The following is a 25,606-nucleotide window of genomic DNA, read 5'->3' as shown; positions in this document are numbered from 1 at the left end:
CTGTACTGCTGTACCGGTAAAAACCCCGCCTCGATCCCCTTCAAAACCTCGAAATTGATCAAAAATGCACCATTCAGGTGCTGACCGATACAGTTGGCCTGATTTTGGGTCAAACAGTCCCCTTAAACAGTTAACTGAACCCTCACAATACAAATGAACTGTGCCTGCATTTCTTGACTGCACAGGAGGATCATAGGCACCAGTAGAAACCAACTAGCCAAGCCCGCCACAAGCGGAAGGATGTCAACCATGGAACGTACACTCAGTTCCGACCTGCTTTTCCAGAACAGCTCCGAAGAAACCCGCACTTCGTTCCCACTGCGCGTTATCAGCAACCTGATGCTGTGGCAGCGCCGCATCGCCAGCCGCCATCAACTGGCCCGTCTGGACGCCCGCCTGCTGGCCGACGCTGGTATCAGCGAAGCACAGCGTTGCGAAGAGCTGAGCAAGCCTTTCTGGCGCTGATGCAACACCCCGCTGGCCCGTTTTTGCCAGCAACCTGAATTCGATCGAAGCCCGTCACTGGCAACAGTGACGGGCTTTGTCGTTTCTATGGCCTGGCCAACTGGTTCGTAGCCGCTGCCGAAGGCTGCGCTGGCCTTCGCGTGCACTGAAAATCTTTAGCGTGGGGAAGGGCCAGCGCAGCCTGGCGGCAGCGGCTACAGATACAGTCTTCGAATCACATAACAACACCAGTACAGTTCAAATTTTATGAAACTTCCTGTTTCAGATCTCCACCCACTGAACTAAATCGGCAACAATTGTCTGACATGCGCGTGCACCCGCGACGTAACGCGGCCGGTACAACGTGCGTCTGATGTAAAGTGCTGCACTTTTGCCCTAGTCCGCTCAGGAGATTGACCATGATCCGTTCCCGTCTGCTTGGCGCCTCGCTGCTGCTGGCCCTGTCCTGCGGCGCGCATGCCTCCAGCTTCATCGTCACCACTGATGCCATCGTGGGCGCCACCAAGGCCACCAGCGACGCCACCTCCGACGCCACCGCGTCGCTGCGCGACAAGAAGGTCGTGCTCGAGGCCCGTGACGACGCCGCCAGCTTCGTCGCCAGCCAGGGCGCCGTGCGCGGTGCGCGCCTGGAATGCGCGTTCGCCTACATCCGCCAGCAGAACCCGGCGCTGCAGGCCACCGACGCGCAACTGGCCCAGGCCATCGTTGCCATCTGATCGAGTGCCAGTCAGGTAGTTTCTAGACTTATGCGTGTTCCGTTTTCCCGTTTCCTTGCTCTTGCATCGCTGATCGCCAGCGCCTGGTCGTGCCAGGCCCTGGCCTTCGACACCACCACCCAGGGCGTGGTCGCCAGCGGCTACATCACCAGCCAGGTGACCACTGCGCCGTTCGACCGCAAACTGGTGCGCGCCGCCCAGGACGACGCCGCGGCCTATGTTGCCACCGACGGCCAACTGGCCGGCGCGCGGCTGGAATCAGCGATCAGTTACCTGCGCCAGCACCACGCTGGCGTTCATGCCAGCGACCTTGAACTGGCGCAGGCAATTCTCGTCCAATAATTACTCCCTGTCCTTGGAGACACCCCCATGCGTACCCCGTTGATTGCCGCCACCCTGGGCCTGCTGTTGCTGGCCGATGTGGCTTCGGCGCATACCCTGCAGCAAACCAGCAACATGATCGTGCGTGCATCCAACCGCACCATCAACTTCACCTCCGACACCACCACCTCGATCCGTGACTCGAAAGTGGTACGCGACGCCCAGGACGACGCCGCCAGCTACGTGGCCAGCAACGGCACCATCCGTGGCGCCCAACTGGAAGCCGCCCTGGTGGCCGTGCGCGCCCAGGTGCCGGAAGCCAAGGACGCCAGCGACCAGGAACTCGCACAGGCCATCCTCGCACTGTGAAGTGCCTCAACGCCTGGCTGCTGACCTGCGCCCTGTTGCTCACTGGCACGGGCGCGCAGGCCGCCTTGCAGTTGCACCTGCAGACCGAAGGGCTGACGGCGCAACAACAGCAGGCCAGCCAGGCGTTGCTTGATGAAGCGATGCGCGACCTGCCGCCCAGCTTCGTGCAGCAGCTGGACCGGCGTATCGACGTCGACTGGTCGGCGCACATGCCCGACAACGCCTACGGGCAGGCCGCGGCAGTTTCCAGCCTCGACCTCAACGTCAAGCTGTTGCCCAGCCTGACGGATGGCACCGCCGCCACCACCCAGACTCACCGCCCCCACGGCACCGTGCGCGAAGAGCTGCTGGCCACCGTGCTGCACGAGCTGACCCATATCTACGACCGCGCCCGCCTGTGGCCCGAGTCCGACCGCATTCTGTTCAACCGCTGCCAGCGCTACAGCGCCAGCCTCGGCCAGGTGGGCCTGCCCGGTGAATGCCGCGGCCAGACCGAGCGCCGCTTCACCCTCAGCGACGACCCGCGCCTGCTGGACCTGGCCGGCTGGCCGCAATCAGTCGGCAAGCGCGGCGAACGCGACGACCCCAACCGCCAGGTCGTGCGCAGCCCCGACATCTATGAAGTCACCAACCCGCTGGAATTCGTGGCGGTGAACATGGAGTACTTCCTGCTGGACCCCGAATACGGCTGCCGCCGCCCGGAGCTGTACGAGTACTACAAGAACCACTTCGGCTGGGCCCCGGCCAACCCCACCCCATGCCAGGCTGCCCTGCCGTTCCTCAACGCCGGCAATGACTTCGGCCGCACGCCCCTGGGCAGCATCGACCCCGAGCGCGTGTACGAGGTGGACTACCTGCTGGCCGAAGCCAACCAGAACTGGGTGAGCCGCTGGGGCCACAGCATGATCCGCCTGGTGATCTGCGCTCCTGGCCGGCCACGCGGCCCGGACTGCCGCCTGGACCTGGACCGCAGCCTGGTGCTGTCGTACCGCGCCTTCGTCAACGACGTGCAGCTGTCCACCTGGAGCGGCCTCACCGGCGGCTACCCGTCGCGGCTGTTCGTGCTGCCCCTGGGCCAGGTGATCGACGAATACACCAAGACCGAACTGCGCAGCCTGGCCTCGGTGCCGCTCAAGCTCACCCGCAACGAGATCGAGTCGCTGGTGCGCCACGCCGCCGAGATGCACTGGAGCTACGACGGCAACTATTACTTCGTGTCCAACAACTGCGCGGTGGAAACCCTGAAACTGCTGCGCGCCGGCACCCACAACGCCAAGTTCGACGACCTCGACAGCATCGTGCCCAACGGCCTGCTGCAGGTGATGGAAGCCCGCGGCATCGCCGACACCAGCGTGCTCAAGGACCCGCGCGAAGCCCTGCGCCTGGGCTACCGCTTCGATTCCTACCGCGACCGCTACCAGGCGATGTTCGACATCCTCAAGAAGCAGCTGCCCATCCCGCAAGACAAGGTCGAGGACTGGATGGGCCTGGAGCCCAAGCAACGCGAGCCCTGGTTCGCCAAGGCCGACCTGCGCACCAGCGCCGCCTTGCTGCTGCTGGAGCAGGCCAGCCTGCGCCGGCAACTGCTGCTCGCCCAGGACGAGGTCAAGCAGCGCTACCTGAACGGCCGCGCCGCCAACGACACCAGCCTGGTCAACGCCAACAAAACCCTGCAGGCCATGCTGGCCAACAGCGGCTTCCTCAGCCGCCCGGCGGAATTGCTGGACAGTGGCGGCTACGGCCTGCCGCAGAAGGCCGAGTTCAAGCGCCTGGAATCGGAAAGCGCCCAGCGCCAGAAACAGCTGCAGACCCTGAGCGTGGACCTGGACAAGGAAGTACGCGCGCTGCTCGAACCCACGCGCGCCGCCGAGATCGCCGCCACCGAGGCCAACATCAAGGTGGTGGCCGACCACCTGCGCACCCTGCACAAGGCGGCCGGCGGCCTGATCCTGCCTTGACCTGTGGGAGCTGGCTTGCCAGCGAGCTTTTAGGCCTCAAAGCTCGCTGGCCAGCCAGCTCCCACATCCATGACAACCTCGAAAGGTTGCCGAAAGCTTCAACCACTAGCATCGCCATCACCACCGGCACAGACCGGCGCTACCAAAAACAACAATGGTGATCCTGATGCCCTGCATGCCTTACCCCCACGCTGTCCGCTCGCCCGTACTCCATCGCCTGCGCGCCTTGCGCTGAAGCTCATCTGGAGTACCCCCCATGCTGACTTTCCTTGGCTTCGCCATGGTCATCACGTTCATGTGCCTGATCATGACCAAACGCCTGTCCGCGCTGATCGCGCTGATCATCATCCCCATACTGTTCGCCCTGTTCGGCGGCTTCGGGCCCAAGATCGGGCCGATGATGCTCGAAGGCATCACCAAGCTCGCGCCCACCGGCGTGATGCTGATGTTCGCCATCCTGTACTTCGCCCTGATGATCGACTCCGGCCTGTTCGACCCGGCCGTGCGCAAAATCCTCAAGCTGGTCAAAGGTGACCCCCTGAAGGTCTCGGTAGGCACCGCCGTACTCGCGCTGGTGGTGTCGCTGGACGGCGACGGCGCCACCACCTACATGATCTGCGTGGCCGCGATGCTGCCGCTGTACAGCCGCCTGGGCATGAGCCCGCGGATCATGGCGGGGCTGATCATCCTCGCGGGCGGGGTGATGAACATGACCCCCTGGGGCGGCCCCACCGCCCGCGCCGCCAGCGCCTTGCACGTCGACCCGTCGGCGATCTTCGTGCCGATGATCCCGGCCATGCTCGCCGGCGTGCTGGCGATCCTGGCCATCGCCTACGGCTACGGCAAGAAAGAACGCGCACGCCTGGGTGAGCTGCACCTGCCGGGCGACGAGCCCGACCACGGCGACATCAGCGTGTCACAGTTCCCCGAGGCACGCCGCCCCAAGCTGTTGTGGTTCAACGGCGCCCTGACCCTGGCGCTGATGGCCGCGCTGATCGCCGGCCTGCTGCCGCTGCCGGTGCTGTTCATGATCGCCTTCAGCATCGCCATGATCGTCAACTACCCGTGCCTGCAGATGCAGAAAGAGCGTATCTCCGCCCACAGCGGCAGCGTGCTGGCGGTGGTGGGGCTGATTTTCGCCGCGGGCATTTTCACCGGCATCCTCAGCGGCACCGGCATGGTCGACGCCATGTCCAAGAGCCTGCTGGCAGTGATCCCGGATGCGCTGGGCCCGTACCTGGCAGTAATCACCGCGCTGGTGAGCATGCCGTTCACCTTCTTCATGTCTAACGATGCATTTTATTACGGGGTGTTACCGGTTCTGGCCGAAGCCGCCAGCCATTACGGCATCAGCGCGGTGGACATGGCCAGGGCCTCGATCGTCGGCCAGCCCGTGCATTTGCTGAGCCCGCTGGTACCCTCCACCTACCTGCTGGTCGCCCTGGCAGGCATCGAATTCGGTGACCACCAGCGCTTTACCCTCAAGTGGGCAGTGCTGGTATGCCTGTGCATAATGTTCGCCGCGCTGCTGCTGGGCACGTTCCCGCTGTTCGGCAGCGCCTGACGCTTTATCTACCGAAGGCGCACCGCACTGCACGGTGCGCCTCACAACGCTCGAAGGAAAACACATGGAATGGCTGACCAACCCGGAACTCTGGGTTGCCTTTTTAACCCTGACCGCACTGGAAATCGTGCTGGGCATCGACAACATCATCATGATCTCGATCCTGGTCAGCCGCATGCCCAAGGCCATGCAGCCGCGCACGCGGATCTTCGGCCTGGCACTGGCGATGATCACGCGGATCCTGTTGCTGCTGTCCATCACCTGGGTCATGCGCCTGACCAGCGACCTGTTCACGGTCTTCGGCCAGGGCATTTCCGGCCGTGACCTGATCCTGTTCTTCGGCGGCCTGTTCCTGCTGTGGAAAAGCTCCCAGGAGATCTACCAGGGCATGGAAGGCGAGGAAGAAGAGGGCGACGAGCCGAAAGGCAAGGGCGGCAACTTCCTCTACACCATCATCCAGATCGCCATCATCGACATCGTGTTCTCGCTGGACTCGGTGATCACCGCCGTGGGCATGGTTTCCAACGTGCCGGTGATGGTCGCGGCGATCATCGTCGCGGTGCTGGTGATGATGCTGGCCTCGGGCACCATCAGCAATTTCATCGACAAGCACCCGTCGCTGAAGATGCTGGCGCTGTCGTTCCTGCTGGTGGTGGGCACCGTGCTGATCGCCGAGGCCTTCGACGTGCATGTGCCCAAGGGCTACGTGTATTTCGCCATGGCGTTCTCGCTGGCGGTGGAGGCCATCAACATCAAGATGCGCACCGCGATGGCGAAAAAGAAGAAACTTCGCGAGCAGGATGCAGGTCAATAACAAAGCCTGCTGCACGGAAAGGGGCCTTCAGGGCCCCTTTTTTCGTCTTGTGCCCGGAGGTACCGGGCAAATGTTACAGTTTTGTTTCAGCGGCGCATTTCTTGTGCGATGCTGGCGCTACGGCCCATGGCCGACTACAGCTTAAACAAGCGTCACATAAAAGTTTTTTACTAACACTGACGCTGCCGCACATTCATCTACCCCCGTGTTCGGGGGCCTTCCACAGGGGGCCTTTTTCATGCTGACCCTGCTCAATCTGCTTTCGGCAGTGGCACTGCTGATCTGGGGCACGCACATTGTGCGTACGGGCATCCTGCGCGTGTACGGTTCAAACCTGCGCCGCCTGTTGAGCCAGAACATGTCCAAGCGACCGCTGGCGTTCATCGCCGGCATCCTGGTGACCGCCGTGGTGCAGAGCAGCAACGCCACCGCCATGCTCACCACCTCGTTCGTCGGCCAGGGCCTGATGACCCTGACGCCGGCGCTGGCGATCATGCTGGGCGCCGACGTCGGTACCGCGCTGATGTCGCGGGTGCTGACGTTCGACCTGTCGTGGCTGTCGCCGCTGCTGATCTTCCTCGGGGTGATTTTCTTCCTCTCGCGCAAGCAGACTCGCGTCGGCCAGATGGGCCGCGTGGGCATCGGCCTGGGCCTGATCGTGCTGGCCTTGCAGCTGATCGTCGAAGCCGCGGCGCCCATCACCCACGCCCAGGGCGTGAAGGTGCTGTTTGCCTCGCTGACCGGCGACATCCTGCTCGACGCCATCGTCGGCGCGCTGTTCGCCATGATCTCCTATTCCAGCCTGGCGGCCGTGCTGCTCACCGCCACCCTGGCGGAAGCCGGGGTGATCAGCCTGCCCGTCGCGATTGGCCTGGTGATTGGCGCCAACATCGGCAGCGGCCTGCTGGCCTTCCTTTCCACCAGCATGCAGAACACTGCTGGCCGGCAGGTAGCGCTGGGCAGCCTGCTGTACAAGCTGATCGGCCTGTTGCTGATCGTGCCGGTGCTCAACCCGCTGGCGCACTGGATGGACAGCCTGACCTACGACCCCACAAGCCTGGTCATCGGCTTCCACCTGCTCTACAACACCGTGCGCTGCCTGCTGATGCTCGGCACCGTCGGCCCCATGTCGCGGCTGTGCAGCTGGTTGCTGCCCCAGCGCGAGGACGCCAACGGCACCGCCAAGCCACGGCACCTGGACCTCACCGCCCTGGAAACCCCCAGCCTGGCGCTGGCCAACGCGGTGCGCGAGACCCTGCGCATCGGCGACCTGGTGGAAAGCATGCTCGGCGCTGCCCTCAACGTGCTGCGCGGCAGCCAGACTGCCGTGACCCAGGCGGTGCGCAGCCAGGGCGAGGACGTCGAAGTGCTGTACAGCGCCATCAAGCTGTACCTGGCGCAGATGCCCCGCGAAGACCTCAGCGAGCAGGACAGCCGGCGCTGGGCGGAAATCATCGAACTGGCCATCAACCTCAAGCTGGCCAGCGACCTGATCGAACGCATGCTGCGCAAGATCCAGCAGCAGAAGACCTCCCAGCGCCGCGAGTTTTCCGAGGTGGGCCTGGAAGAGCTGGCCGGGCTGCACAACCAGCTCATGGCCAACCTGCGCCTGGGCCTGTCGGTGTTCCTCAGCGGCGACCCGGAAAGCGCGCGCCAGCTGTTGCGGGAAAAACGCCGTTTCCGTGCCCAGGAGCGTCGCCTGGCCCATGCCCACGTGAGCCGCCTGCAGCGCAAAGTGGTACAAAGCATTGAAACCAGCTCGCTGCACCTGGAGCTGATCGCCGACATGAAGCGGCTGAACTCGCTGTTCTGTGGTAGCGCCTACGTGGTGCTGGAAAACATTGATACCGGAGCCCTGCAAACCGATGCTGTTCCCGACGATGCGCATTCGCCTTGAACGTCCGCTGCCCCCGGCAGTCTGTTTCACAGTCTGAGCCGGTTCCCGCAGGAAGCTTCCCATGCGTTGTCTGCTGTTGCTTTGCCTTTTGTTCAGCTGCACCCAAAGCCAGGCCCTGGATCGCTACAAGGTAGAAGGCTACCTGCTGCCCAACGGCCTGCAGGTGCTGATGAAGCCCGGCGATGACCGCAGCCACGTGGCCATCCGCCTGGTGGTGGGCGTGGGCTTCGATGACTTCGCCTGCAACGAACGCGAGCTGCCGCACCTGCTCGAACACCTGCTGTTCAGCGGCATCGACGGCAGCGGCGAAGGCGGCCTGGAAGAGCGCATGCAGGCGCTGGGCGGCGAGTGGAACGCCTTCACCAGCGACAACGACACCACCTTCGTCATCGAGGCGCCCGCCGCCAACCAGCGCAAGGTGCTGGACCTGCTGCTGGAGGTAGTGACCAAGACCACCATCGACGAGAAGGCCCTGGAAATTTCCCGGCGCATCGTCGAGCGCGAGGACGGCGGCCACTATTCGCACCTGCAGCGCTGGCTGGACAAGCAGGGCGTGGGCCATGCCGCCAGCGACCAGCTGGCCATGGAGCTGGGCCTCAAATGCACCGAGCGCTCGCCGGTGCGCGACATGACCCTGGCCCAGGTGGAGGCAGTACGCAAGCACTGGTACGCGCCCAACAACATGACCCTGATCGTGGTCGGCGGCCTGGACAAGGTGCTGCCGGCCTACCTTGAGCGCACCTGGGCAAGCCTGGACGCGGTCAAGCCCACCGACCACCCGGACATCCCCGTCACCCTGCACAGCGCGGCCCAGCAACGCACCCTCAGCCTCGGCTGGCTGGGCGACGGCGCCAAGCTGCACTGGTTTTTCCCCGAGCCGGAGCTCAACGATGACGTGCCCGACGCTGCCCTGGACCTGGTGCAGGTGTACATGGAGTGGGCGCTGTACAAGGAACTGCGGCTTGACCACGAATTGTCCTACGGCCCCTGGAGCCAGCGCGAAGCCATGGGCGACACCGGCCTGCTGAGCCTGAACGCCGACCTGGACCGCGCCGACGTCGACCGCGCCCGCCAGTTGGTGGCCGAGATGATCGCCCGGCTGAAGAAGGACGGCCTCGACGCCGCCACCTTCGAACGCCTGCGCCAGGCCACCATTTCCCGCCAGACCTGGAGCGTGCAGGGCAACAGCCAGCTGGCCGACTTCTATTGGAACGCCTTGTCCAGCTACGCCAATGGCCGCTTCGAAGACCCCAGCCGCGACCTGCGCAAGGTCACCCTGGCCCAGGCCGACGCGGCCATGCGCCAGGTGTTCAAGGGCCCCGGCTACGTGCGCATCGAACAACCGCTACTCAGCTACGACCAACTCTACAGCCTGGGCGTTGTCGTACTGGTGTTGGCTGGCTTGGCCGTGCTCGGCTGGGGCGCATTGCGGCACAACAAAAGGCACTAGTTGCGCAATCAAGGAGGCAAGGGGGTATCCTTGGCGGCGTTTTTTCCAGCACCTGCCAAGACCGCCGAAATGCCCTTACTGATCCTGCGCATCATCGAACTCATCAAGCGCTACCCCGGGGTGATCGCCCTGGGCGGCTTCATCACGGGCATCGGCAGCTTCATCCTGGTGGACCGCCAGGCCAAGCTGGCCAGCTGGATCGCCGTGCTGATGCTGGTGAGCTGGGTGTGGCTGATGGTCGAGCAGAGCGCCACGCGCTGGTTCAGCCGGCGCTTCAAGCGCGAGATCCCCGAGCCGCTGCTGCGTTACGCGACGCAGATGATCCACCAGGAAAGCCTGTTCTTCGTGCTGCCGTTTTTCTACACCACGACCACGTGGAACAGCGGCCAGCTGGTGTTCACCGGGCTGCTGACCCTGGCCGGCCTGGCGTCGATCACCGACCCGCTGTACTACAGGTTCGTGGCCCCGCGGCGCTGGCTGTTCCTGGCCATGCACACGCTGACGCTGTTCGCCTCGATGCTCACCGCGCTGCCGATCATCCTGCACCTCACCACCTCGCAAAGCTACGAATGGGCGCTGGGCACCGCCATGCTGCTGTCGTTCCCGAGCCTGGCCGCCAGCTTCCCCATCAACCACTGGCGCCGCGGCGTGGCCCTGGTGCTGGCGACCCTGGCGGTGGGCGGTTGCGGCTGGATGATGCGCTCCTGGGTGCCGCCGGCCACGCTGTGGATCACCGAGTCGGCGGTGACCCTGGAAATGGACAACGCCAACCGCACCCACGGCGACAGCATCAAGAACGTCTCGGCCAGCCAGGTGCGCGCCAACGGCCTGTACGCCTACACCGCCATCAACGCCCCGCGCGGGCTGGAAGAGCGCATCTACCACGTGTGGAAATTCAACGGCCAGGAAGTCGACCGCATCCCCCTCGACATCCACGGCGGCCGCGACGAAGGCTATCGCGCCTGGACCCACAAGATGAACCTGCCGGCCAACCCGGTGGGCAAGTGGCAGGTGCAGATCCTCACCGAAGACGGCCAGATGATCGGCATGCTGCGCTTCAAGGTCACCGACGATACCCCGCCCCAGTAACGAGGCCCTGTAGCAGCGGCCGCAGGCCGCGTCCCAGCCGCCGCGCACCTCCTGGCACACCGCGCCGCCCCCGACGCAGCCTGGCGGCAGCTGCTACGCTCGTGTGCATGACTATTCTTGCAGCCGGCGGCCAAGCCTTCCTGGACACCAGCACGCAGCCACCGCGCCTGCGCATCAGCGGTGACTGGACGCTTCGCCACTATGCACACCTGCGCCAGCTGACCCGCCAGCTCGCCGGCCAGTACGACGCCAGCACCCCCATCAACCTCGACCAGCTGGGCGCCATCGACACCGCCGGTGCTTCGCTGCTGGTGGAACTGCTGGGCGCCGAGCGCCTGGGCGGCCTGGCCGAGACAGCCGTGCACCTGCCGGGCGCAAGCCGCGCCCTGCTGCAGACGGTGTACCGCTCGATGCAGGACTTCTGCGAGCCGCTGAAGGAGCCCGAACGCAACATCACCGTGCAGCTGCTCAGCCGCATCGGCACCGCGGTGTACACCGTGTGGCAGGACACCCTGCAGCTGCTGGGCTTCATCGGCCTGATCCTCGAGACCCTGGCCCGCGGCCTGCTGCGCCCGCGGCGCTGGCGTACCACGGCAGTGGTCGCGCACATCGAGCAGACCGGCCTGGACGCCGCGCCCATCGTCGCCCTGCTGACCTTCCTGGTGGGCGCCGTGGTGGCCTTCCTCGGCGCCACCATCCTGGCCAACTTCGGCGCCAGCATCTTCACGGTCAACCTGGTGGCGTTCTCGTTCCTGCGCGAATTCGGCGTGCTGCTGACGGCCATATTGATGGCCGGCCGCACCGCCAGCGCCTTCACCGCGCAGATCGGCTCGATGAAGGCCAACGAGGAGATCGACGCCATCCGCACCCTGGGCCTGGACCCCATGGAGCTGCTGGTGGTGCCCCGAGTGCTGGCGTTGCTGGTGGCACTGCCGGCGCTGACCTTCCTGGCCATGCTCTGTGGCATCGTCGGTGGTGGCGTGGTGTGCGCGCTGTCCCTGGGGATTTCCCCGGCCATGTTCCTGTCCAAGCTACAGGCCGACATCAGCGTGCAGCATTTCCTGGTGGGCCTGGTGAAGGCCCCGGTGTTCGCCTTCATCATCGCCGCCATCGGCTGCCTGGAAGGCTTCAAGGTCAGTGGCAGTGCCGAGTCGGTGGGCGCGCACACCACCTCCAGCGTGGTGCAGTCGATTTTCGTGGTGATCGTGCTGGACGCCGTGGCCGCGCTGTTTTTCATGGAGATACGCTGGTGAACTGGACTGTAGCGGCGCCCAACGTCCCGGTGATCAAGGTGCGCGGCCTGTGCAACCGCTTCGGCCGCCAGGTGGTGCATGAACACCTGGACCTGGACCTCAACCGCGGCGAGATCCTCGCGGTGGTGGGTGGCTCGGGCAGCGGCAAGTCGGTGCTGCTGCGCAGCATCGTCGGCCTGCGCCGCCCCGACGAAGGCAACATCCAGGTGCTAGGCCAGGACCTCGCCAGCCTCGACGACCAGGGCCGCTCCCAGGTGGAACGGCGCTTCGGCGTGCTGTTCCAGAAAGGCGCGCTGTTTTCCTCGCTGACGGTGACCGAGAACGTCGCCCTGCCACTGATCGAGCACGCCGGCCTGAGCCGCGCCGACGCCGAGCACCTGGCCTGCGTGAAGCTGGCCCTGGCCGGCTTGCCGCTGTCGGCAGCCAACAAATACCCGGCGTCGCTGTCGGGCGGCATGATCAAGCGCGCCGCACTGGCCCGGGCCTTGGCGCTGGACCCGGACATCCTGTTCCTCGACGAGCCCACCGCCGGCCTCGACCCCATCGGCGCCGCCGCCTTCGACCAGCTGATCCTGACGCTGCGCGACGCCCTGGGACTGAGTGTGTTCCTGGTCACCCACGACCTGGACACCCTCTACACCATCACCGACCGGGTGGCCGTGCTGTCGCAGAAGCGCGTGCTGGTGGCCGCGCCCATCGCCAAGGTGGCCGCCACGCCAGACCCGTGGATTCACGAATACTTTCACGGCCCCCGCGGCCGGGCAGCGTGGCAGGCTGCTTCGACGCACAGCGAGGTGTGACATGGAAACCCGCGCCCATCACGTGTTGATCGGCCTGTTCACCGTGCTGGTGGTGGTCGGCGCCTTGCTGTTCGGCCTGTGGCTGGCCAAATCCAGCGTCGACAGCGCCTTCAACGACTACGAGGTGGTGTTCAACGAAGCCGTCACCGGCCTGTCCCGCGGCAGTTCGGTACAGTACAGCGGCATCAAGGTCGGCGACGTCACCCAGCTGCGCCTGGACCCGCAAGACCCGCGCCGGGTGCTGGCCCGCATTCGCCTGACCGGCGAAACCCCGGTCAAGCAGGACACCCTCGCCAAGCTGGCGCTCAACGGCATCACCGGCACCTCGATCATCCAGCTCAGCGGCGGCACCCCGCAAAGCCCGACGCTTACGGGCGACAAGGGCCGCCTGCCGGTGATCGTCGCCTCGCCGTCGCCCATCGCCCGCCTGCTGACCAATAGCAACGACCTGATGGCCAGCGTCAACCAGCTGCTGGCCAACGCCAACCGCCTGCTGTCGGCGGAAAACGTCGACCGCTTCAGCGCCACCCTGGAACACATGGAACAGGTGACCGGCAGCATCGCCGCCCAGCGCGACGACATCCGCCAGGCCATCAGCCAGGCGGCGGGCACCCTGAAACAGGCCGGCCAGCTGGTGCACAACGCCAACGGCCTGCTCAACCAGCAGGGCCGCCAGGCCATGGGCAGCGCCCAGCAGGCGATGCAGTCGCTGCAGCAGAGCGCCGCCACGCTCAACGGGCTTCTGGCGAACAACCGCGACGCCGTCAACGGCGGCCTGCAAGGCCTGAACCAGCTCGCGCCAGCGATTCGCGAGCTGCGCGACACCCTCACCGCGCTGAAGGCCATCACCCAACGGCTGCAGGCCAACCCCGGCGGCTACCTGCTGGGCCGCGACCAGAACAAGGAGTTTGAACCATGAGTGCCGTGCTGCGTGGGATGGCCCTGGGCCTGGTCATCGGCCTGCTGGCCGCCTGCTCGATCCTGCCCAAGGCCGAGCCGGCCGACGTCTACCGCCTGCCCACTGCCGCAACCACGGCCCACGGCGGCCCCAGCCTGCCCTGGACGCTGCGCATCGGCAAACCCCAGGCCGGTGACGCCTTGAACAGCCCGCGCATCGCTGTGCTGCCCCAGGGCGACGTGGTGAGCAGCTACAAAGGCGCGCGCTGGAGCGACCCGGCGCCAGTGCTGCTGCGCAACCGCCTGCTCGACGCCTTCATCAGCGACGGCCGCCTGCGCGGCCTGAGCAACGACGACAGCACCGTGCAGGCGGATTTCGAGCTGGGTGGGCAGTTGCAGGCATTCCAGAGTGAATACGCCGCCGGCGGCGTCAGCGTGCGCGTGCGCCTGGATGCACGGCTGGTGGATGGCCGCAGCCAGCGTATCCTCGCAAGCCGCCGCTTCGAGGTCAGCCAGGCGGTAGCAGGCACTGCGGTGCCGAACGTAGTCGCCGCCTTCGGCCAGGCCAGCGACCGCCTCAGCGCCCAGGTGATCGAATGGACCCTGGCTCAGGCCGCCGTGGCGCCGAAGAACCAGTAGCACACGGCAATGGCCGCCACTACGCCGGAGAACTCTGCCAGCAGCGCGCAGCCCACGGCGTGGCGGGCCCGCTGGATGCCCACGGCGCCGAAGTACACGGCCAGCACGTAGAAAGTGGTCTCGGTGCTGCCCTGGATGGTGGCGGCCACCAGCGCCGGGAAGCTGTCCACGCCCTTGCTCTGCATGGTCTCGATCAGCATGGCCCGCGCGGCGCTGCCGGAGAACGGCTTGACCATGGCGGTGGGCAGGGCGTCGACGAAGCGGGTGTCCAGGCCCAGCCACTGCACCACATGGCGAATGCCATCGAGGCCGAACTCCAGGGCCCCGGAGGCGCGCAGCACGCCGATGGCGCAGAGCATCGCCACCAGGTACGGCAGCAGGTTCTTGGCCACGTCGAAGCCTTCCTTGGCGCCCTCCACGAAGGTTTCATAGACCTTGACCTTGCGTAGCGCGCCGATGACCAGGAACAGCATGATCAGGCCGAACAGCGTCAGGTTGCCCAGGATCGACGACAAGCTGGCCAGCGCCGCCGCCGACATGCCCGCCAGCAGGGCCATGAATGCGCCCAGCAGCAGCGCGCCGGGAATCAGGTAGGCCAGCACCACCGGGTCCCACAGGCGCAGGCGCTGCATCAACGCCACCGACAGCAGGCCCACCAGGGTGGAGGCGCTGGTAGCCAGCAGGATGGGCAGGAATACCAGGGTCGGGTCCAGCGCGCCCTGCTGGGCGCGGTACATGAAGATGGTCACCGGCAGCAGCGTCAGCGACGAGGCGTTGAGCACCAGGAACAGGATCTGCGCGTTGCTGGCGGTGGTGGTGCTGGGGTTGAGTTCCTGCAACGAACGCATGGCCTTGAGGCCAATGGGCGTGGCAGCGTTGTCCAGGCCCAGGGCGTTGGCGGCGAAGTTCAGGGTAATCAGGCCCAGGGCAGGGTGGCCACGGGGCACTTCGGGCATCAGCCGGGCGAACAGCGGGCCCAGCACCTTGGCCAGCCAGTCAACGATGCCGGCCTTTTCGGCAATGCGCAGGAAGCCCAACCACAGGGTCAGGGTGCCGAACAGCAGCACCATCACCTCGACCGACAGCTTGGCCATGGCGAAGATGCTTTCCACCATGGCCGCGAAGATGCCGGCGTTGCCACCCACCAGCCATTGGGCCAGGGCGGAGATCGCCGCCACCACGAAAAAGCCGAGCCAAAGGCCGTTAAGCATCAGTCATACCCCAAGGAAGTTGCCGCGAATGATAGCGGCCCCCGTCCAGAAACGACAAACCCCGACACGGGGGTCGGGGTTTGCAGATGTTTCCGCAACGCGGTTACTCGGCGACAGCCTTGCCGGCAGCGGCTGTCTTGCTGCGCCAGTGCGGCAGCGAGTTCCAGTAGCGCGCGCCCTTGGCGTCGTCGTACATGCCTTCCCAGCGCGAGATGACCAGCACGGCCAGGGCATTGCCAATCACGTTCAGCGCAGTACGGGCCATGTCCATGATGCGGTCGACACCGGCGATGAAGGCCAGGCCTTCCAGCGGGATGCCCACGCTGCCCAGGGTGGCCAGCAGTACCACGAAGGACACGCCCGGCACGCCGGCGATACCCTTGGAGGTGACCATCAGGGTCAGCACCAGCATCACCTGCTGGCTGATCGACAGGTCGATGCCGTACAGCTGGGCGATGAAGATGGCCGCGATGCTCTGGTACAGGGTCGAACCGTCGAGGTTGAACGAGTAGCCGGTCGGCACCACGAAGCTGCTGATGGCCTTCGGCGCGCCGTAGGCTTCCATCTTCTCGATCACGCGCGGCAGCACGGTCTCGGAGCTGGCGGTGGAGTAGGCCAGTACCAGTTCATCCTTGAAGATGCGGAACAGCTTGAACACCGAGAAGCCGAACAGCTTGGCCACCAGGCCCAGCACGGCAATGGCGAAGAACAGGATGGCGACGTAGACCAGGATCACCAGCTTGGCCAGCGGCAGCAGCGAGCCGAAGCCGAAGTTGGCCACGGTCACCGCGATCAGGGCGAACACACCGATCGGCGCATAGTTCATGATCATGTGGGTGACCTTGAACATGGTCTCCGACACGCCCTGGAAGATCTTCACCAGCGGCTCGCGGGTTTCACCCGGCAGGCTCGACAGGCCCAGGCCGAAGAACACCGAGAAGAAGATGATCGGCAGCATGTCGCCACGGGCGATGGCCGCGAAGATGTTCGACGGGATCAGGTTGAGGATGGTGGCGATGAACGCGTGGTCATGGGAAACCTCGGAGGTGGTCTTCTCGTATTGCGAGATGTCCACGGTACCCAGGGTGCTCATGTCGATGCCGGTTCCAGGGTGGAACACGTTGGCCAGCAGCAGGCCCACGACGATCGCGATGGTGGTCACCACCTCGAAATACAGGATGGTCTTGAGGCCGATGCGGCCCAGCTTCTTCGCGTCGCCCACTCCGGCGATACCGACGACCAGTGACGAAATCACGATCGGGATAACGATCATCTTGATCAGGCGAATGAAGATGTCACCAGCCGGTTGCAGGACGTTACTGATCCACCAGGCCTTTTCGGCACTGAAGTGGTTGAGCAACGCGCCCAATGCAATGCCCAGTACCAGACCGATGAGGATCTGCCAGGCGAGGCTGAGTTTTGCCTTCTTCATATTATTACCCTTGCTTCAAGTGAATCCGGGACATCTGCGTTAGATCCGCCGTAACCCGCAGGCTTGAGCCTTGCAAGCTCGTTCAGGCAGGTCTGCGGATGCCCCCGTAGAAGGTTTTCGCGACCGAACCCATGCGGCTCTGGCCATCGAAAAAAGGCGCAACTATTCCGATGCAGGCTCGCGACGTCTAATGCCGTAAACGCCTACCCTATGCCGAATCGGCATGATATTTTTTGTGTCGAACGGACGTCACAACGGGTTGCTCTACACCCGTTCGGATTATCGACGGTGGCCGAAACGGCACCCAATCAGCCGATACGCCCCTTTAAACGGGGGGTTGGCCGAGCATTGTTCGACAATCCGAACGCGCTTTTCGCGCGGCGGCGGTGGAGCAAGAGGGAAAAAAATCGCGATAGATGGTCAGCCGCGCTGCGACAAAAAGTCCCTGCCTGAAGCCCTTACCAGCCGACCAAACGCAAAAAAACCGCCGAAGCTCACCTGGCGGTTCTTTCAAGTATCAAGCTCTCCGGAAGTCCGGCCATTGCTGGCACGCGGACTTCCGTCGCAGCTTTCTCCTGACCTGGCCCACGGCTGGAGGCACTCCCTGTACCCCTAGGTCACTCCGATCATGCGGCAATCAAAGCGTCCCGGCCCCTTGGTCATGCGTCGGCCCTCCTCGGGCGGGCGCAGTTAGTAGAAGCTAAATCATTGAAAAGGTTCAGCTTCTTTGGAAACCACTGGTCAGTACCAGTTTGGGTCCTTTTTAAGTTGCTCCATCAACAGGGCTTGCATGCCCTGGTCCGGCTTGCCCAGCCAACGGTAGTCGGCGTGGCGGGTCGGCGACTTGTCGGCGGGCAGCCCCTCGGGGACGTCCACCAACATGCCGTACGCGTGCTTCTTGTTCCAACTGAAGGCAACAATCAGCCGGTGGTTCTTGCAGACCTGCTGGCTTTCGCACAGCGGGCCCACCAGGTACTTGTCGCCACCTTCTTCCACGGCCGACATTTGCTGCTCGGAAACGCCCGTGAGGTTCAGCACCCAATCGGGCACCCGTTCCTCTTTCCTGACGACGCCTTGCCATGTGTCGCGGTACTGCGGGTCGCTGCTCAACAAGCCGTTGACCTGCACCTGGCCGTCATTGGCCGCCACCGCCATGCCACCGCAGCCCAACAGCAGGGCCACGGTGGCAGCCTTGAAGGTCATGCCTTTCATTGGCGTCAGCCTCGGCCACGACGGCCAAAGATGAAGGAGGCCACGAACAGCACCAGGAAGACGATGAACAGGATCTTGGCGATCCCGGTCGCGGCGCCAGCGATACCACCGAAGCCCAGTACCGCGGCGATGATGGCGATGATCAGGAATGTGACTGCCCAACTCAACATGGTGACTCTCCTTACCTTTTTTAAATGGGGTGCTGCCTACTGCGATCTCGCCAGGGGCGAGGCTTCATCTAGAACACCCAGCTCTGGTGCCGCTCCACCTGGTCGTTGCTCTCGGCCCGTTGCAGCAAGGCCGTGTCTTGGGACGGGTGGACGGCGCCGGCGCTGACGGCATTGAAATGCGGATAGCTGATTGCCGGATGGGCCTGGGCCAGTTGCGCCTCGTGGCCTTCGTGCCAGTGCTGATAAAACTGGCCGGCAAGCAGGGTGATCATCAAAGCAAGGGTCACGGACAGACCCTGTTGGATCTGCTGGGAAGAGATCGGCAAATGGGCTAGACATTGGCGGCTCATCCTGTAACTCCTCTTGGTTTGATGATCATCACTGCTTGATAGGGATATTGCAGACAGCGTGCCAGTTTTAAATTAAGAAAATATTCAATGAAATCAGGTGGTTAAGACGTAGAAACAAGGCCCTGTGGCGAGCAACCTGCACGATGGCCACCGGTTGCTCGGGCGTTTTGCACGATGGGCTCAGCCGGTGCTCTTGCCGGCTACCTTGAGCAGGTCGGCGTCCACCCCGCGCACGCCGCGAATGTTGCGGGCGATTTCCACCGCCTGGGCCTTCTCTTCGGTGCTGGCCACCACGCCGCCCAGGGTGACCATGCCGCTTTTGGTGTCGACCTTGATGTTGATGCCATCCACGTCGCGGCTATATAGAAGGCTGGCCTTGACCTTGCTGGTGATCCACGCATCGCTGATGGAGGCCTCGGTGGTTTTGGCCTGGGCTTCGGCCTGGGTGGTCTGGGTGTCGGCGGCACCCAGGCTGATCAGGTTGTTCACCTGGGTCACGCCCTCGGTGTTCTGCGCAAGGTCGCCGGCCATCTGCTTGGCGTCGGCGGTCTGCGCCTGGCCCTTCAGGGTCACCACGCCGTTCTGGGTGTCCACCTCGGTGTCCAGCGCCTGGGTGGCGCTGTTCCATAGCAGCTTGGACTTGATGGTGGCGGTCAGGGTGGCGTCATCGAAACGCTGGGCGATGCGCTTCTGCACGGGCGGCTGGTTGGCCAGGGTCGGGTCCACGGTCAGCAGATTGTCGACCTTGGTGATGCCGGAGGTCTGCGCGGCAATCTGCTCGGCCAGGTCGCGGTCCACCTCGTTCTCTACCTGGCCCTTGAGCGTCGCTACCCCGTTGGCGACGCTGACGTCGATCTTGAACGGGCTCAGGTGACGGTTGAGGGCGAAGGCCGTCCAGATCGACCCTTCCTGCCGGGCGGCTTGCAGTTGGCTGCTGACCTGGTTGGTGTCGAGGGTCGCGGCGTGGCTCATGGCGGGCGCCAGCACGGCGCCCAGTGAACAGGCCAGGGCCAGGCGTTTGAGGGCATTCATGACAAAGCTCCTTATTACAGACGGTCGGGTGAGACCCGCAACGGCCATGCCAAGGGCTTAATTTTCTATTTTTTCTTTGGGAACCAGTGGGTTAGTGCAGTTATCAACAGATAGTTACCATGCAGGTCGCCGAATGAATCAGAATTGACCATGCAACTTGCCCGATTATTCTGACACTAACCCAAGACAATTCTTAAAGGAGCGTAGGAAAATGGAAGCTGGCACGGAACACCAAGGCCGAATCCTCTTGGTGGATGATGAGTCCGCCATCCTTCGCACCTTCCGTTACTGCCTGGAAGACGAAGGCTACAGCGTCGCCACCGCCAACAGTGCGGCGCAGGCTGACGCGCTGATGCAGCGCCAGGTGTTCGACTTGTGCTTCCTGGACTTGCGCCTGGGCGAGGACAACGGCCTGGACGTACTGGCGCAGATGCGCATCCAGGCGCCCTGGATGCGCGTGGTGATCGTCACCGCCCACTCGGCGGTGGACACCGCCGTGGACGCCATCCAGGCCGGCGCCGCCGATTACCTGGTCAAGCCCTGCAGCCCCGACCAACTGCGCCTGGCCACCGCCAAGCAGCTGGAAGTGCGCCAGCTGTCGGCCCGCCTGGAAGCGCTGGAAGGGGAGGTGCGCAAACCCAAGGACGGCCTGGACTCCCATAGCCCGGCCATGATGGTGGTGCTGGAGACCGCCCGCCAGGTGGCCAATACCGACGCCAACATCCTCATCCTGGGTGAGTCGGGCACGGGTAAAGGCGAGCTGGCCCGTGCCATCCACGGCTGGAGCAAGCGCGCGAAAAAAGCCTGCGTGACCATCAACTGCCCGTCGTTGACCGCCGAGCTGATGGAAAGCGAGCTGTTCGGCCACAGCCGCGGCGCCTTCACCGGCGCCAGCGAAAGCACCCTGGGCCGGGTCAACCAGGCCGACGGCGGCACCCTGTTCCTCGACGAGATCGGCGACTTCCCGCTGACCTTGCAGCCCAAGCTGCTGCGCTTCATCCAGGACAAGGAATACGAGCGCGTGGGCGATCCGGTCACCCGCCGCGCCGACGTGCGCATCCTCGCCGCCACCAACCTCAACCTCGAGGACATGGTGCGCGAAGGGCGCTTCCGCGAAGACCTGCTGTACCGCCTCAACGTCATCACCCTGCACCTGCCGCCCCTGCGCGAGCGCAGCGAGGACATCCTGACCCTGGCCGACCGCTTCCTGGCGCGCTTCGTCAAGGAATACGCCCGCCCCGCGCGCGGCTTCAGCGAGGAGGCACGGGCGGCGCTGCTCAACTATCGTTGGCCAGGCAACATCCGCGAACTGCGCAACGTGGTGGAACGCGCCAGCATCATCTGTGCCCAGGAACGCGTGGAAGTCAGCCACCTGGGCATGGCCGAGCAACCGGCCAACAATGCCCCGCGCATTGGCGCGGCGCTGAGCCTGGATGAGCTGGAAAAAGCCCACATCGGCGCCGTGCTGGCCACCAGCGACACCCTGGACCAGGCGGCCAAGACCCTGGGCATCGACGCCTCGACGCTGTATCGCAAACGCAAACAGTACAACCTGTGAGGTTGCCGATGAAGTTGCGGACCCGGCTGTTTCTCAGCTTCTCGGCGCTGATCACCGTGGCCTTGCTGGGCCTTGCCCTGGGGTTGGTCAGCGTGATGCAGCTGGCCAGGTCCCAGGAAGGCCTGGTGCACTACAACTTCGTCTCCCTGGACCTGGGGCTCAAGCTGCGCCAGAACCTGGGCGACCAGTTGATCATGATGCTCAACGAGCAGTCCGACAAGAACGCCCTGGCCAACTCCCAGCAGCAGTTCCAGGACCTGATCAGCCAGGGCCTGGCCCATGAGCAGGAACACGACCAGCCCGCCGGTTTCACCCAGACCGCCCGCGACTACCAGCGCTTCCTGGCCGCCTACCAGCAGGCCATCGCCCAGGACGGCGACATCAGCGACAACCCAGCCTTCAGCGACGCCCTCAACGCCCTGCGCAACGGCATGCTCGACGCCCACAAGCAGGCGCTGGACAACATCAATAGCGCCCAGGAAAGCACCCACGAACGTGCGGTCATGGTCTCGGCGCTGCTGGGGCTGGTGGGCCTGGCAGTGCTGCTGATCGGCTTCTTTACCGCGCACAACATCGCCCGGCGCTTTGGCGAACCCATCGAGGCGCTGGCCACCGCTGCCGACAACATCAGCCAGGGCAACTTCGATGTGGCCTTGCCACAGTCTTCGGCGGCCGAGCTCAACCAACTGACCCAGCGCTTCGACACCATGGCCCAGGTGCTGCGCAAGCACCAGGAGACCAACGTCGACGAACTGCTGGCCGGCCAGCAACGCCTGCAGGCGGTGCTCGACAGCATCGACGACGGCCTGCTGATGATTGACCGCGACGGCCGCCTGGAGCACCTCAACCCGGTAGCCCAGCGGCAATTGGGCTGGGAAAATGACCGCGTGGGCATGGGCCTGGGCGAGGCCTTGCAGCGCCCGGAGATGGACACGCAGCTGAAGCTGATCCTGCGCGGCGGCAGCCTGGAGCGGGCGCTGGAAGACCTGAGCTTCGAGCTGGACGGCGAAACCCGCCTGCTGGCCTACAGCCTGACCCCGGTCAGCCACACCGAGGGGCATATCCTCGGCGCGGTGATGGTGCTGCACGACGTCACCGAGCAGCGCGCCTTCGAGCGGGTGCGCAGCGAGTTCGTGCTGCGCGCCTCCCACGAGCTGCGCACCCCGGTCACCGGCATGCACATGGCCTTCGGCCTGCTGCAGGAGCGCGTGCACTTCGCCCCCGACTCCCGCGAGGCCGACCTCTTCGACACGGTGAAGGAAGAGATGCAGCGGCTGATGCAGCTGATCAACGACCTGCTGAACTTCTCCCGCTACCAGAACGGCCTGCAGAAGTTGACCCGCGGGCCGTGCGCCATCGACGACCTGCTCAGCCGTGCCCAGCAGCGCTTCACCGAGCAGGCGCGGGAGAACGATATCGACCTGGTGATCGAACACCAGGACGCCCTGCCGCGCCTGCACGCCGACCAGGCCCAGCTGGACCGCGTGCTCGACAACCTGCTGGACAACGCCCTGCGCCACACCCCACACAGCGGGCGCATTCGCCTGCAGGCGCGGCGCCATGCCGAACGGGTGATTATCAGCGTCGAAGACAACGGCGAGGGCATTGCCTACGGCCAGCAGGGGCGCATTTTCGAGCCCTTCGTGCAGGTGGGCCGCAAGAAAGGCGGCGCCGGCCTGGGCCTGGCGCTGTGCAAGGAGATCGTGCAGCTACACGGCGGGCGCATGGGCGTGTATTCACGCCCGGGGCAGGGCACGCAGTTCTACATGACCCTGCCGCTCTAGGCCTCGTCGTCGATGCGCCGGCCCGCCAGGCGCCGGCCGCGGGTCACCAGTTCGCTGAACTGCCGCGCGTTGAGCGGGTGGGCAAACAGCCAGCCCTGGCCGTAGTTTACCCCTTCACTGCTCAGCAGCAGCGCCTGGGCCTCCAGCTCGATGCCCTCGGCAATCACCCGCAGCTGCAACGCGTGGGCCATGCGAATGATGTGCGGGGCCACGCCGCTGCTGGCGGCGTCATGGCCCAGGGCGTCGATGAACGCCTTGTCGATTTTCAGGCAGTCTACCGGCAGCGTCTGCAGGTAGGCCAGGCTGCAATAGCCGGTGCCGAAGTCGTCGATCAGCACCTGATGGCCCACGTCCCGCAGGGCTTGCAGGTTGTCACGGGCCACCACCACGTCAATCAGGCCGCGCTCGGTCACTTCGAAGGCAATCTGGTGCGCCGATACCCGGTGCTGGGCCAGCAGCCGTGCAACCACGCGGCCAATGCGCGGCACCATCACGTCGACGGCCGCCAGGTTCACCGAGACATACAGGTGGGGGTTGGCACGAAGCAGCTGGCCTAACTGTTCCAACAGCTGTTGCAGGACAAAATCGGTGATTTCGCGAATCTGGCCGGTGTTTTCCGCCATGGGGATGAACAGATCGGGGCTGGTCAGCGTGCCATCCGGGCGACGCCAGCGCACCAGCGCCTCGGCGCCCACGCATCGTCGGCTGTTGAGGTCGAAGATCGGTTGGTACAGCACCTTCAGCTCGCCCCGGCGCAACGCCCCCTGCAGTTCATTGCTCAGGGAGCGGCGTTCGCGCACCAGTTCAAGCACCATCCAGCCCACGAACCCGGCCAGCAGCAGGCTGCCGGGGAACAGCGCCCACAAGGCCGCGTTCATTTTCGGCAGCAGGTTGGTCCGCGGTGCGATCAACACCAGCTGGTAGTCCGGCGACTTGGTGAACATGCGGTAGATCAGGCTGTCGCGGGTCACCAGCAGCGGCTGTTGCGAGGGCGGCGGCCAATCGCTGGCTGGCGGCCAGGCCTGGGCCGGGCCCAGCACCGGCACTGCGCGCTTGCCCTTGTCGAGTACCACCAGCAGGCTGCCGCCGGGTGCCAGGTCGACCACGTCGGTGAGGTGCCCGCGGGAGGTGGACACGCTGAACGGCCCCCGGCCCAGGCGCAGCGCGGCGAGGTTATCGTCGGGCTGGGTGGTGGTGTTGAGCCAATAGCTGTAGGTCGGGCCCTTGATGTCCGGGGCACGCATGGCCAGGGTGCCAGCCTCGGCCGGGCGGCTGGAGCAGCTTTGCTCGCCATCGTTGTAGACCGCGTCGTAGACGAAGCGGTTGTCGAACCCCACCTGTTGCAGGGCCGCCGTCATCGCCGGCCCGCAGCCGCGCAGGTTCTGTTCGTTGAGCAGGTCGACGCTCTCGCGCAGCTGGCCGAAGATCTGCTCCAGGCGGTCGAGGAAACGGTCGCCACGGGCATTCATCTGCTCGATTTCAGTCTGCTGGACCTGGTGCATCACCAGCCCGAAACTGGCGCTGAGCAACAGCGCCGCGCACGCGACAGCCGCCAGCGTCGCCATTAACCAGGGACGATAAAGGGCGCTGCGAAGACGCACGTAGGCGGAAGACATGGGTGAATATCCAGTTGCTCACCTTGAGGTATAGCAACTGGACGGGATTTAGCCTTGCCGTTGGGCGGAGCTGGGCAACTCAGCGCTGGCTGTTGAGCGCCTGCAGGATGGCGGCGGTTTCGGCGTCGGGCTCGCCGTCGAAGCGGGCCGGGCGGAAGTGCATCTGGAACGCGGCGATGACGTGCCGGGTGGTGACGTCCAGCTGGCCGGTCTGCACGGTCATGTAGCCCAGCCGCGACAGCTGCTGCTGGTACCAGGTCATGCTCGGCGGGTTGACCTCGAAACGGGCCTTGTTGCGCGCCACGGCGCCAGCGTCGGGCCAGATGCCCAGGCCTTCGTCGGCCAGGCGCTTCCAGGGGAACAGCGGGCCCGGGTCCTGCTTGCGCAGGGGGGCGATGTCGCTGTGGCCGATGATGTGCCGTGGTTCGATGTTGTAGCGCTTGACGATGTCCTTGAGCAGCGCTTCCACGGCCTGGATCTGGGCCTCGGTGTAGGGGTACCAGAGCCGGCCGTTGGGGCCGTCGGTGAAGCCTGGGTTGACGATCTCGATGCCGATGGAGCTGGAGTTGAGCCAGGTGCGGCCATCCCACTCGCTTTCGCCGGCGTGCCAGGCGCGCTGGCTTTCATCCACCAGCTGGTACACGGTGGGCGGGTTGAGGCCCACCAGGTAATGGGCGCTAACCTCGCCGTGGGTCAGCAGCGCCAGCGAGCGCTCGTCCGATGCCGAGGTGTAGTGCAGCACCACGAACTGAATCCGGCTGTCATGGTTGACCGAGGGATGACTGTGGTCGATACGCAGACCGTTGGTACAGCCCGCCAACGCGAGCAACAGCAGGGCACAGCCGAGGAATTTCATAAAGGTGGGCGGCAACTTGGTGGGCAGTAATGCAATAGTATAACACACCGCCACCACAACCCCGTAGCAGCGGCCAAAGGCCGCGTCATGGCCGCCGCTGTGAGCCTGAGGCACCGCGCATGCAAGACGCAGCCTGCGGCAGCTGCTACATCC

At 64.8% G+C, this 25,606-nt stretch carries 24 protein-coding genes; 16 read left to right on the top strand and 8 right to left on the bottom strand.

Annotated elements, in window-relative coordinates:
* Positions 1-249 precede the first annotated feature (249 nt).
* The 14 genes from AC0J42_RS00620 (at position 250) to AC0J42_RS00555 (ending at position 14,232) form a co-directional block, all read left to right on the top strand.
* The gene (locus AC0J42_RS00620; protein ID WP_416421763.1) at positions 250-465 is read left to right on the top strand and encodes a DUF1127 domain-containing protein; all 216 of its coding nucleotides are present in this window, start codon (positions 250-252) and stop codon (positions 463-465) included.
* Positions 466-863: 398 nt separating this feature from the next.
* On the top strand, positions 864-1,181 hold the full coding sequence (locus AC0J42_RS00615; protein WP_416421762.1) for a DUF2388 domain-containing protein: 318 nt from the start codon (positions 864-866) through the stop codon (positions 1,179-1,181).
* A 30-nt stretch (positions 1,182-1,211) separates the two neighbouring features.
* Positions 1,212-1,523 (top strand): DUF2388 domain-containing protein, encoded by a 312-nt coding sequence (locus AC0J42_RS00610; protein WP_416421761.1) that lies wholly within the window; start codon positions 1,212-1,214, stop codon positions 1,521-1,523.
* Positions 1,524-1,550: 27 nt separating this feature from the next.
* Positions 1,551-1,871 (top strand): DUF2388 domain-containing protein, encoded by a 321-nt coding sequence (locus AC0J42_RS00605; protein WP_416421760.1) that lies wholly within the window; start codon positions 1,551-1,553, stop codon positions 1,869-1,871.
* On the top strand, positions 1,868-3,829 hold the full coding sequence (locus tag AC0J42_RS00600; protein ID WP_473005023.1) for a DUF7844 domain-containing protein: 1,962 nt from the start codon (positions 1,868-1,870) through the stop codon (positions 3,827-3,829). Before AC0J42_RS00605 ends, AC0J42_RS00600 begins: the two co-directional genes overlap by 4 nt.
* A gap of 256 nt (positions 3,830-4,085) precedes the next feature.
* On the top strand, positions 4,086-5,393 hold the full coding sequence (locus tag AC0J42_RS00595; protein WP_473005022.1) for a CitMHS family transporter: 1,308 nt from the start codon (positions 4,086-4,088) through the stop codon (positions 5,391-5,393).
* Between the two features lie 64 nt (positions 5,394-5,457).
* Complete coding sequence (locus AC0J42_RS00590; protein ID WP_416421757.1) at positions 5,458-6,207, top strand: TerC family protein; 750 nt, start codon at positions 5,458-5,460, stop codon at positions 6,205-6,207.
* 238 nt (positions 6,208-6,445) lie between these two features.
* Complete coding sequence (locus AC0J42_RS00585) at positions 6,446-8,104, top strand: Na/Pi cotransporter family protein (protein ID WP_416421756.1); 1,659 nt, start codon at positions 6,446-6,448, stop codon at positions 8,102-8,104.
* A gap of 61 nt (positions 8,105-8,165) precedes the next feature.
* Positions 8,166-9,554: a M16 family metallopeptidase gene (locus AC0J42_RS00580; RefSeq protein ID WP_473005021.1), complete on the top strand. Its 1,389-nt coding sequence runs from the start codon at positions 8,166-8,168 to the stop codon at positions 9,552-9,554.
* Positions 9,555-9,623: 69 nt separating this feature from the next.
* Entirely contained in the window at positions 9,624-10,643 is a 1,020-nt protein-coding gene (locus AC0J42_RS00575; protein ID WP_416421754.1) for a DUF5924 family protein, read from the top strand.
* 107 nt (positions 10,644-10,750) lie between these two features.
* A complete protein-coding gene (locus AC0J42_RS00570) occupies positions 10,751-11,896 on the top strand; it encodes an ABC transporter permease (protein WP_416421753.1) in 1,146 nt (381 codons plus the stop codon).
* 29 nt (positions 11,897-11,925) lie between these two features.
* A complete protein-coding gene (locus AC0J42_RS00565; protein WP_416427509.1) occupies positions 11,926-12,696 on the top strand; it encodes an ABC transporter ATP-binding protein in 771 nt (256 codons plus the stop codon).
* Position 12,697: 1 nt separating this feature from the next.
* Positions 12,698-13,615, top strand: coding sequence for an MlaD family protein (locus AC0J42_RS00560; protein ID WP_473005020.1), 918 nt, complete (start codon positions 12,698-12,700; stop codon positions 13,613-13,615).
* On the top strand, positions 13,612-14,232 hold the full coding sequence (locus AC0J42_RS00555; protein ID WP_416421751.1) for an ABC-type transport auxiliary lipoprotein family protein: 621 nt from the start codon (positions 13,612-13,614) through the stop codon (positions 14,230-14,232). Before AC0J42_RS00560 ends, AC0J42_RS00555 begins: the two co-directional genes overlap by 4 nt.
* Here AC0J42_RS00555 and AC0J42_RS00550 read toward each other — a convergent pair.
* From AC0J42_RS00550 to AC0J42_RS00525, 6 genes are all read right to left on the bottom strand, one after another.
* Positions 14,202-15,443 (bottom strand): nucleoside recognition domain-containing protein, encoded by a 1,242-nt coding sequence (locus AC0J42_RS00550; RefSeq protein ID WP_473005019.1) that lies wholly within the window; start codon positions 15,441-15,443, stop codon positions 14,202-14,204. The genes AC0J42_RS00555 and AC0J42_RS00550 overlap by 31 nt on opposite strands.
* Positions 15,444-15,546: 103 nt before the next feature.
* Entirely contained in the window at positions 15,547-16,875 is a 1,329-nt protein-coding gene (gene gltP / locus AC0J42_RS00545; protein WP_473005018.1) for a glutamate/aspartate:proton symporter GltP, read from the bottom strand.
* Positions 16,876-17,616: 741 nt separating this feature from the next.
* Positions 17,617-18,087 carry an inhibitor of vertebrate lysozyme family protein gene (locus tag AC0J42_RS00540; protein ID WP_473005017.1) on the bottom strand — a complete coding sequence of 157 codons (471 nt, stop codon included), beginning with the start codon at positions 18,085-18,087 and terminating at the stop codon, positions 17,617-17,619.
* Positions 18,088-18,092: 5 nt separating this feature from the next.
* A complete protein-coding gene (locus AC0J42_RS00535) occupies positions 18,093-18,257 on the bottom strand; it encodes a DUF1328 domain-containing protein (protein ID WP_027981030.1) in 165 nt (54 codons plus the stop codon).
* A gap of 68 nt (positions 18,258-18,325) precedes the next feature.
* Positions 18,326-18,607, bottom strand: coding sequence for a hypothetical protein (locus tag AC0J42_RS00530; protein WP_473005016.1), 282 nt, complete (start codon positions 18,605-18,607; stop codon positions 18,326-18,328).
* A gap of 180 nt (positions 18,608-18,787) precedes the next feature.
* Complete coding sequence (locus AC0J42_RS00525; protein ID WP_416421746.1) at positions 18,788-19,639, bottom strand: BON domain-containing protein; 852 nt, start codon at positions 19,637-19,639, stop codon at positions 18,788-18,790.
* A 211-nt stretch (positions 19,640-19,850) separates the two neighbouring features.
* On the opposite strand from AC0J42_RS00525, the gene algB reads away from it, so the two are divergent.
* Together algB and AC0J42_RS00515 are read left to right on the top strand one after the other, a co-directional pair.
* A complete protein-coding gene (gene algB, locus AC0J42_RS00520; protein WP_416421745.1) occupies positions 19,851-21,197 on the top strand; it encodes a sigma-54-dependent response regulator transcription factor AlgB in 1,347 nt (448 codons plus the stop codon).
* Entirely contained in the window at positions 21,194-22,981 is a 1,788-nt protein-coding gene (locus AC0J42_RS00515; RefSeq protein WP_473005015.1) for a KinB sensor domain-containing domain, read from the top strand. Before algB ends, AC0J42_RS00515 begins: the two co-directional genes overlap by 4 nt.
* On the opposite strand, the gene AC0J42_RS00510 is transcribed toward AC0J42_RS00515, so the two are convergent.
* Together AC0J42_RS00510 and AC0J42_RS00505 are read right to left on the bottom strand one after the other, a co-directional pair.
* Positions 22,978-24,597: an EAL domain-containing protein gene (locus AC0J42_RS00510; protein ID WP_473005014.1), complete on the bottom strand. Its 1,620-nt coding sequence runs from the start codon at positions 24,595-24,597 to the stop codon at positions 22,978-22,980. The genes AC0J42_RS00515 and AC0J42_RS00510 overlap by 4 nt on opposite strands.
* 79 nt (positions 24,598-24,676) lie before the next feature.
* Complete coding sequence (locus AC0J42_RS00505; protein WP_473005013.1) at positions 24,677-25,453, bottom strand: N-acetylmuramoyl-L-alanine amidase; 777 nt, start codon at positions 25,451-25,453, stop codon at positions 24,677-24,679.
* Positions 25,454-25,606: the final 153 nt, after the last annotated feature.

It is taken from the genome of Pseudomonas sp. Tav-5-1A, assembly GCF_055755055.1.
This window is presented reverse-complemented; position numbering and strand designations above follow the sequence as displayed.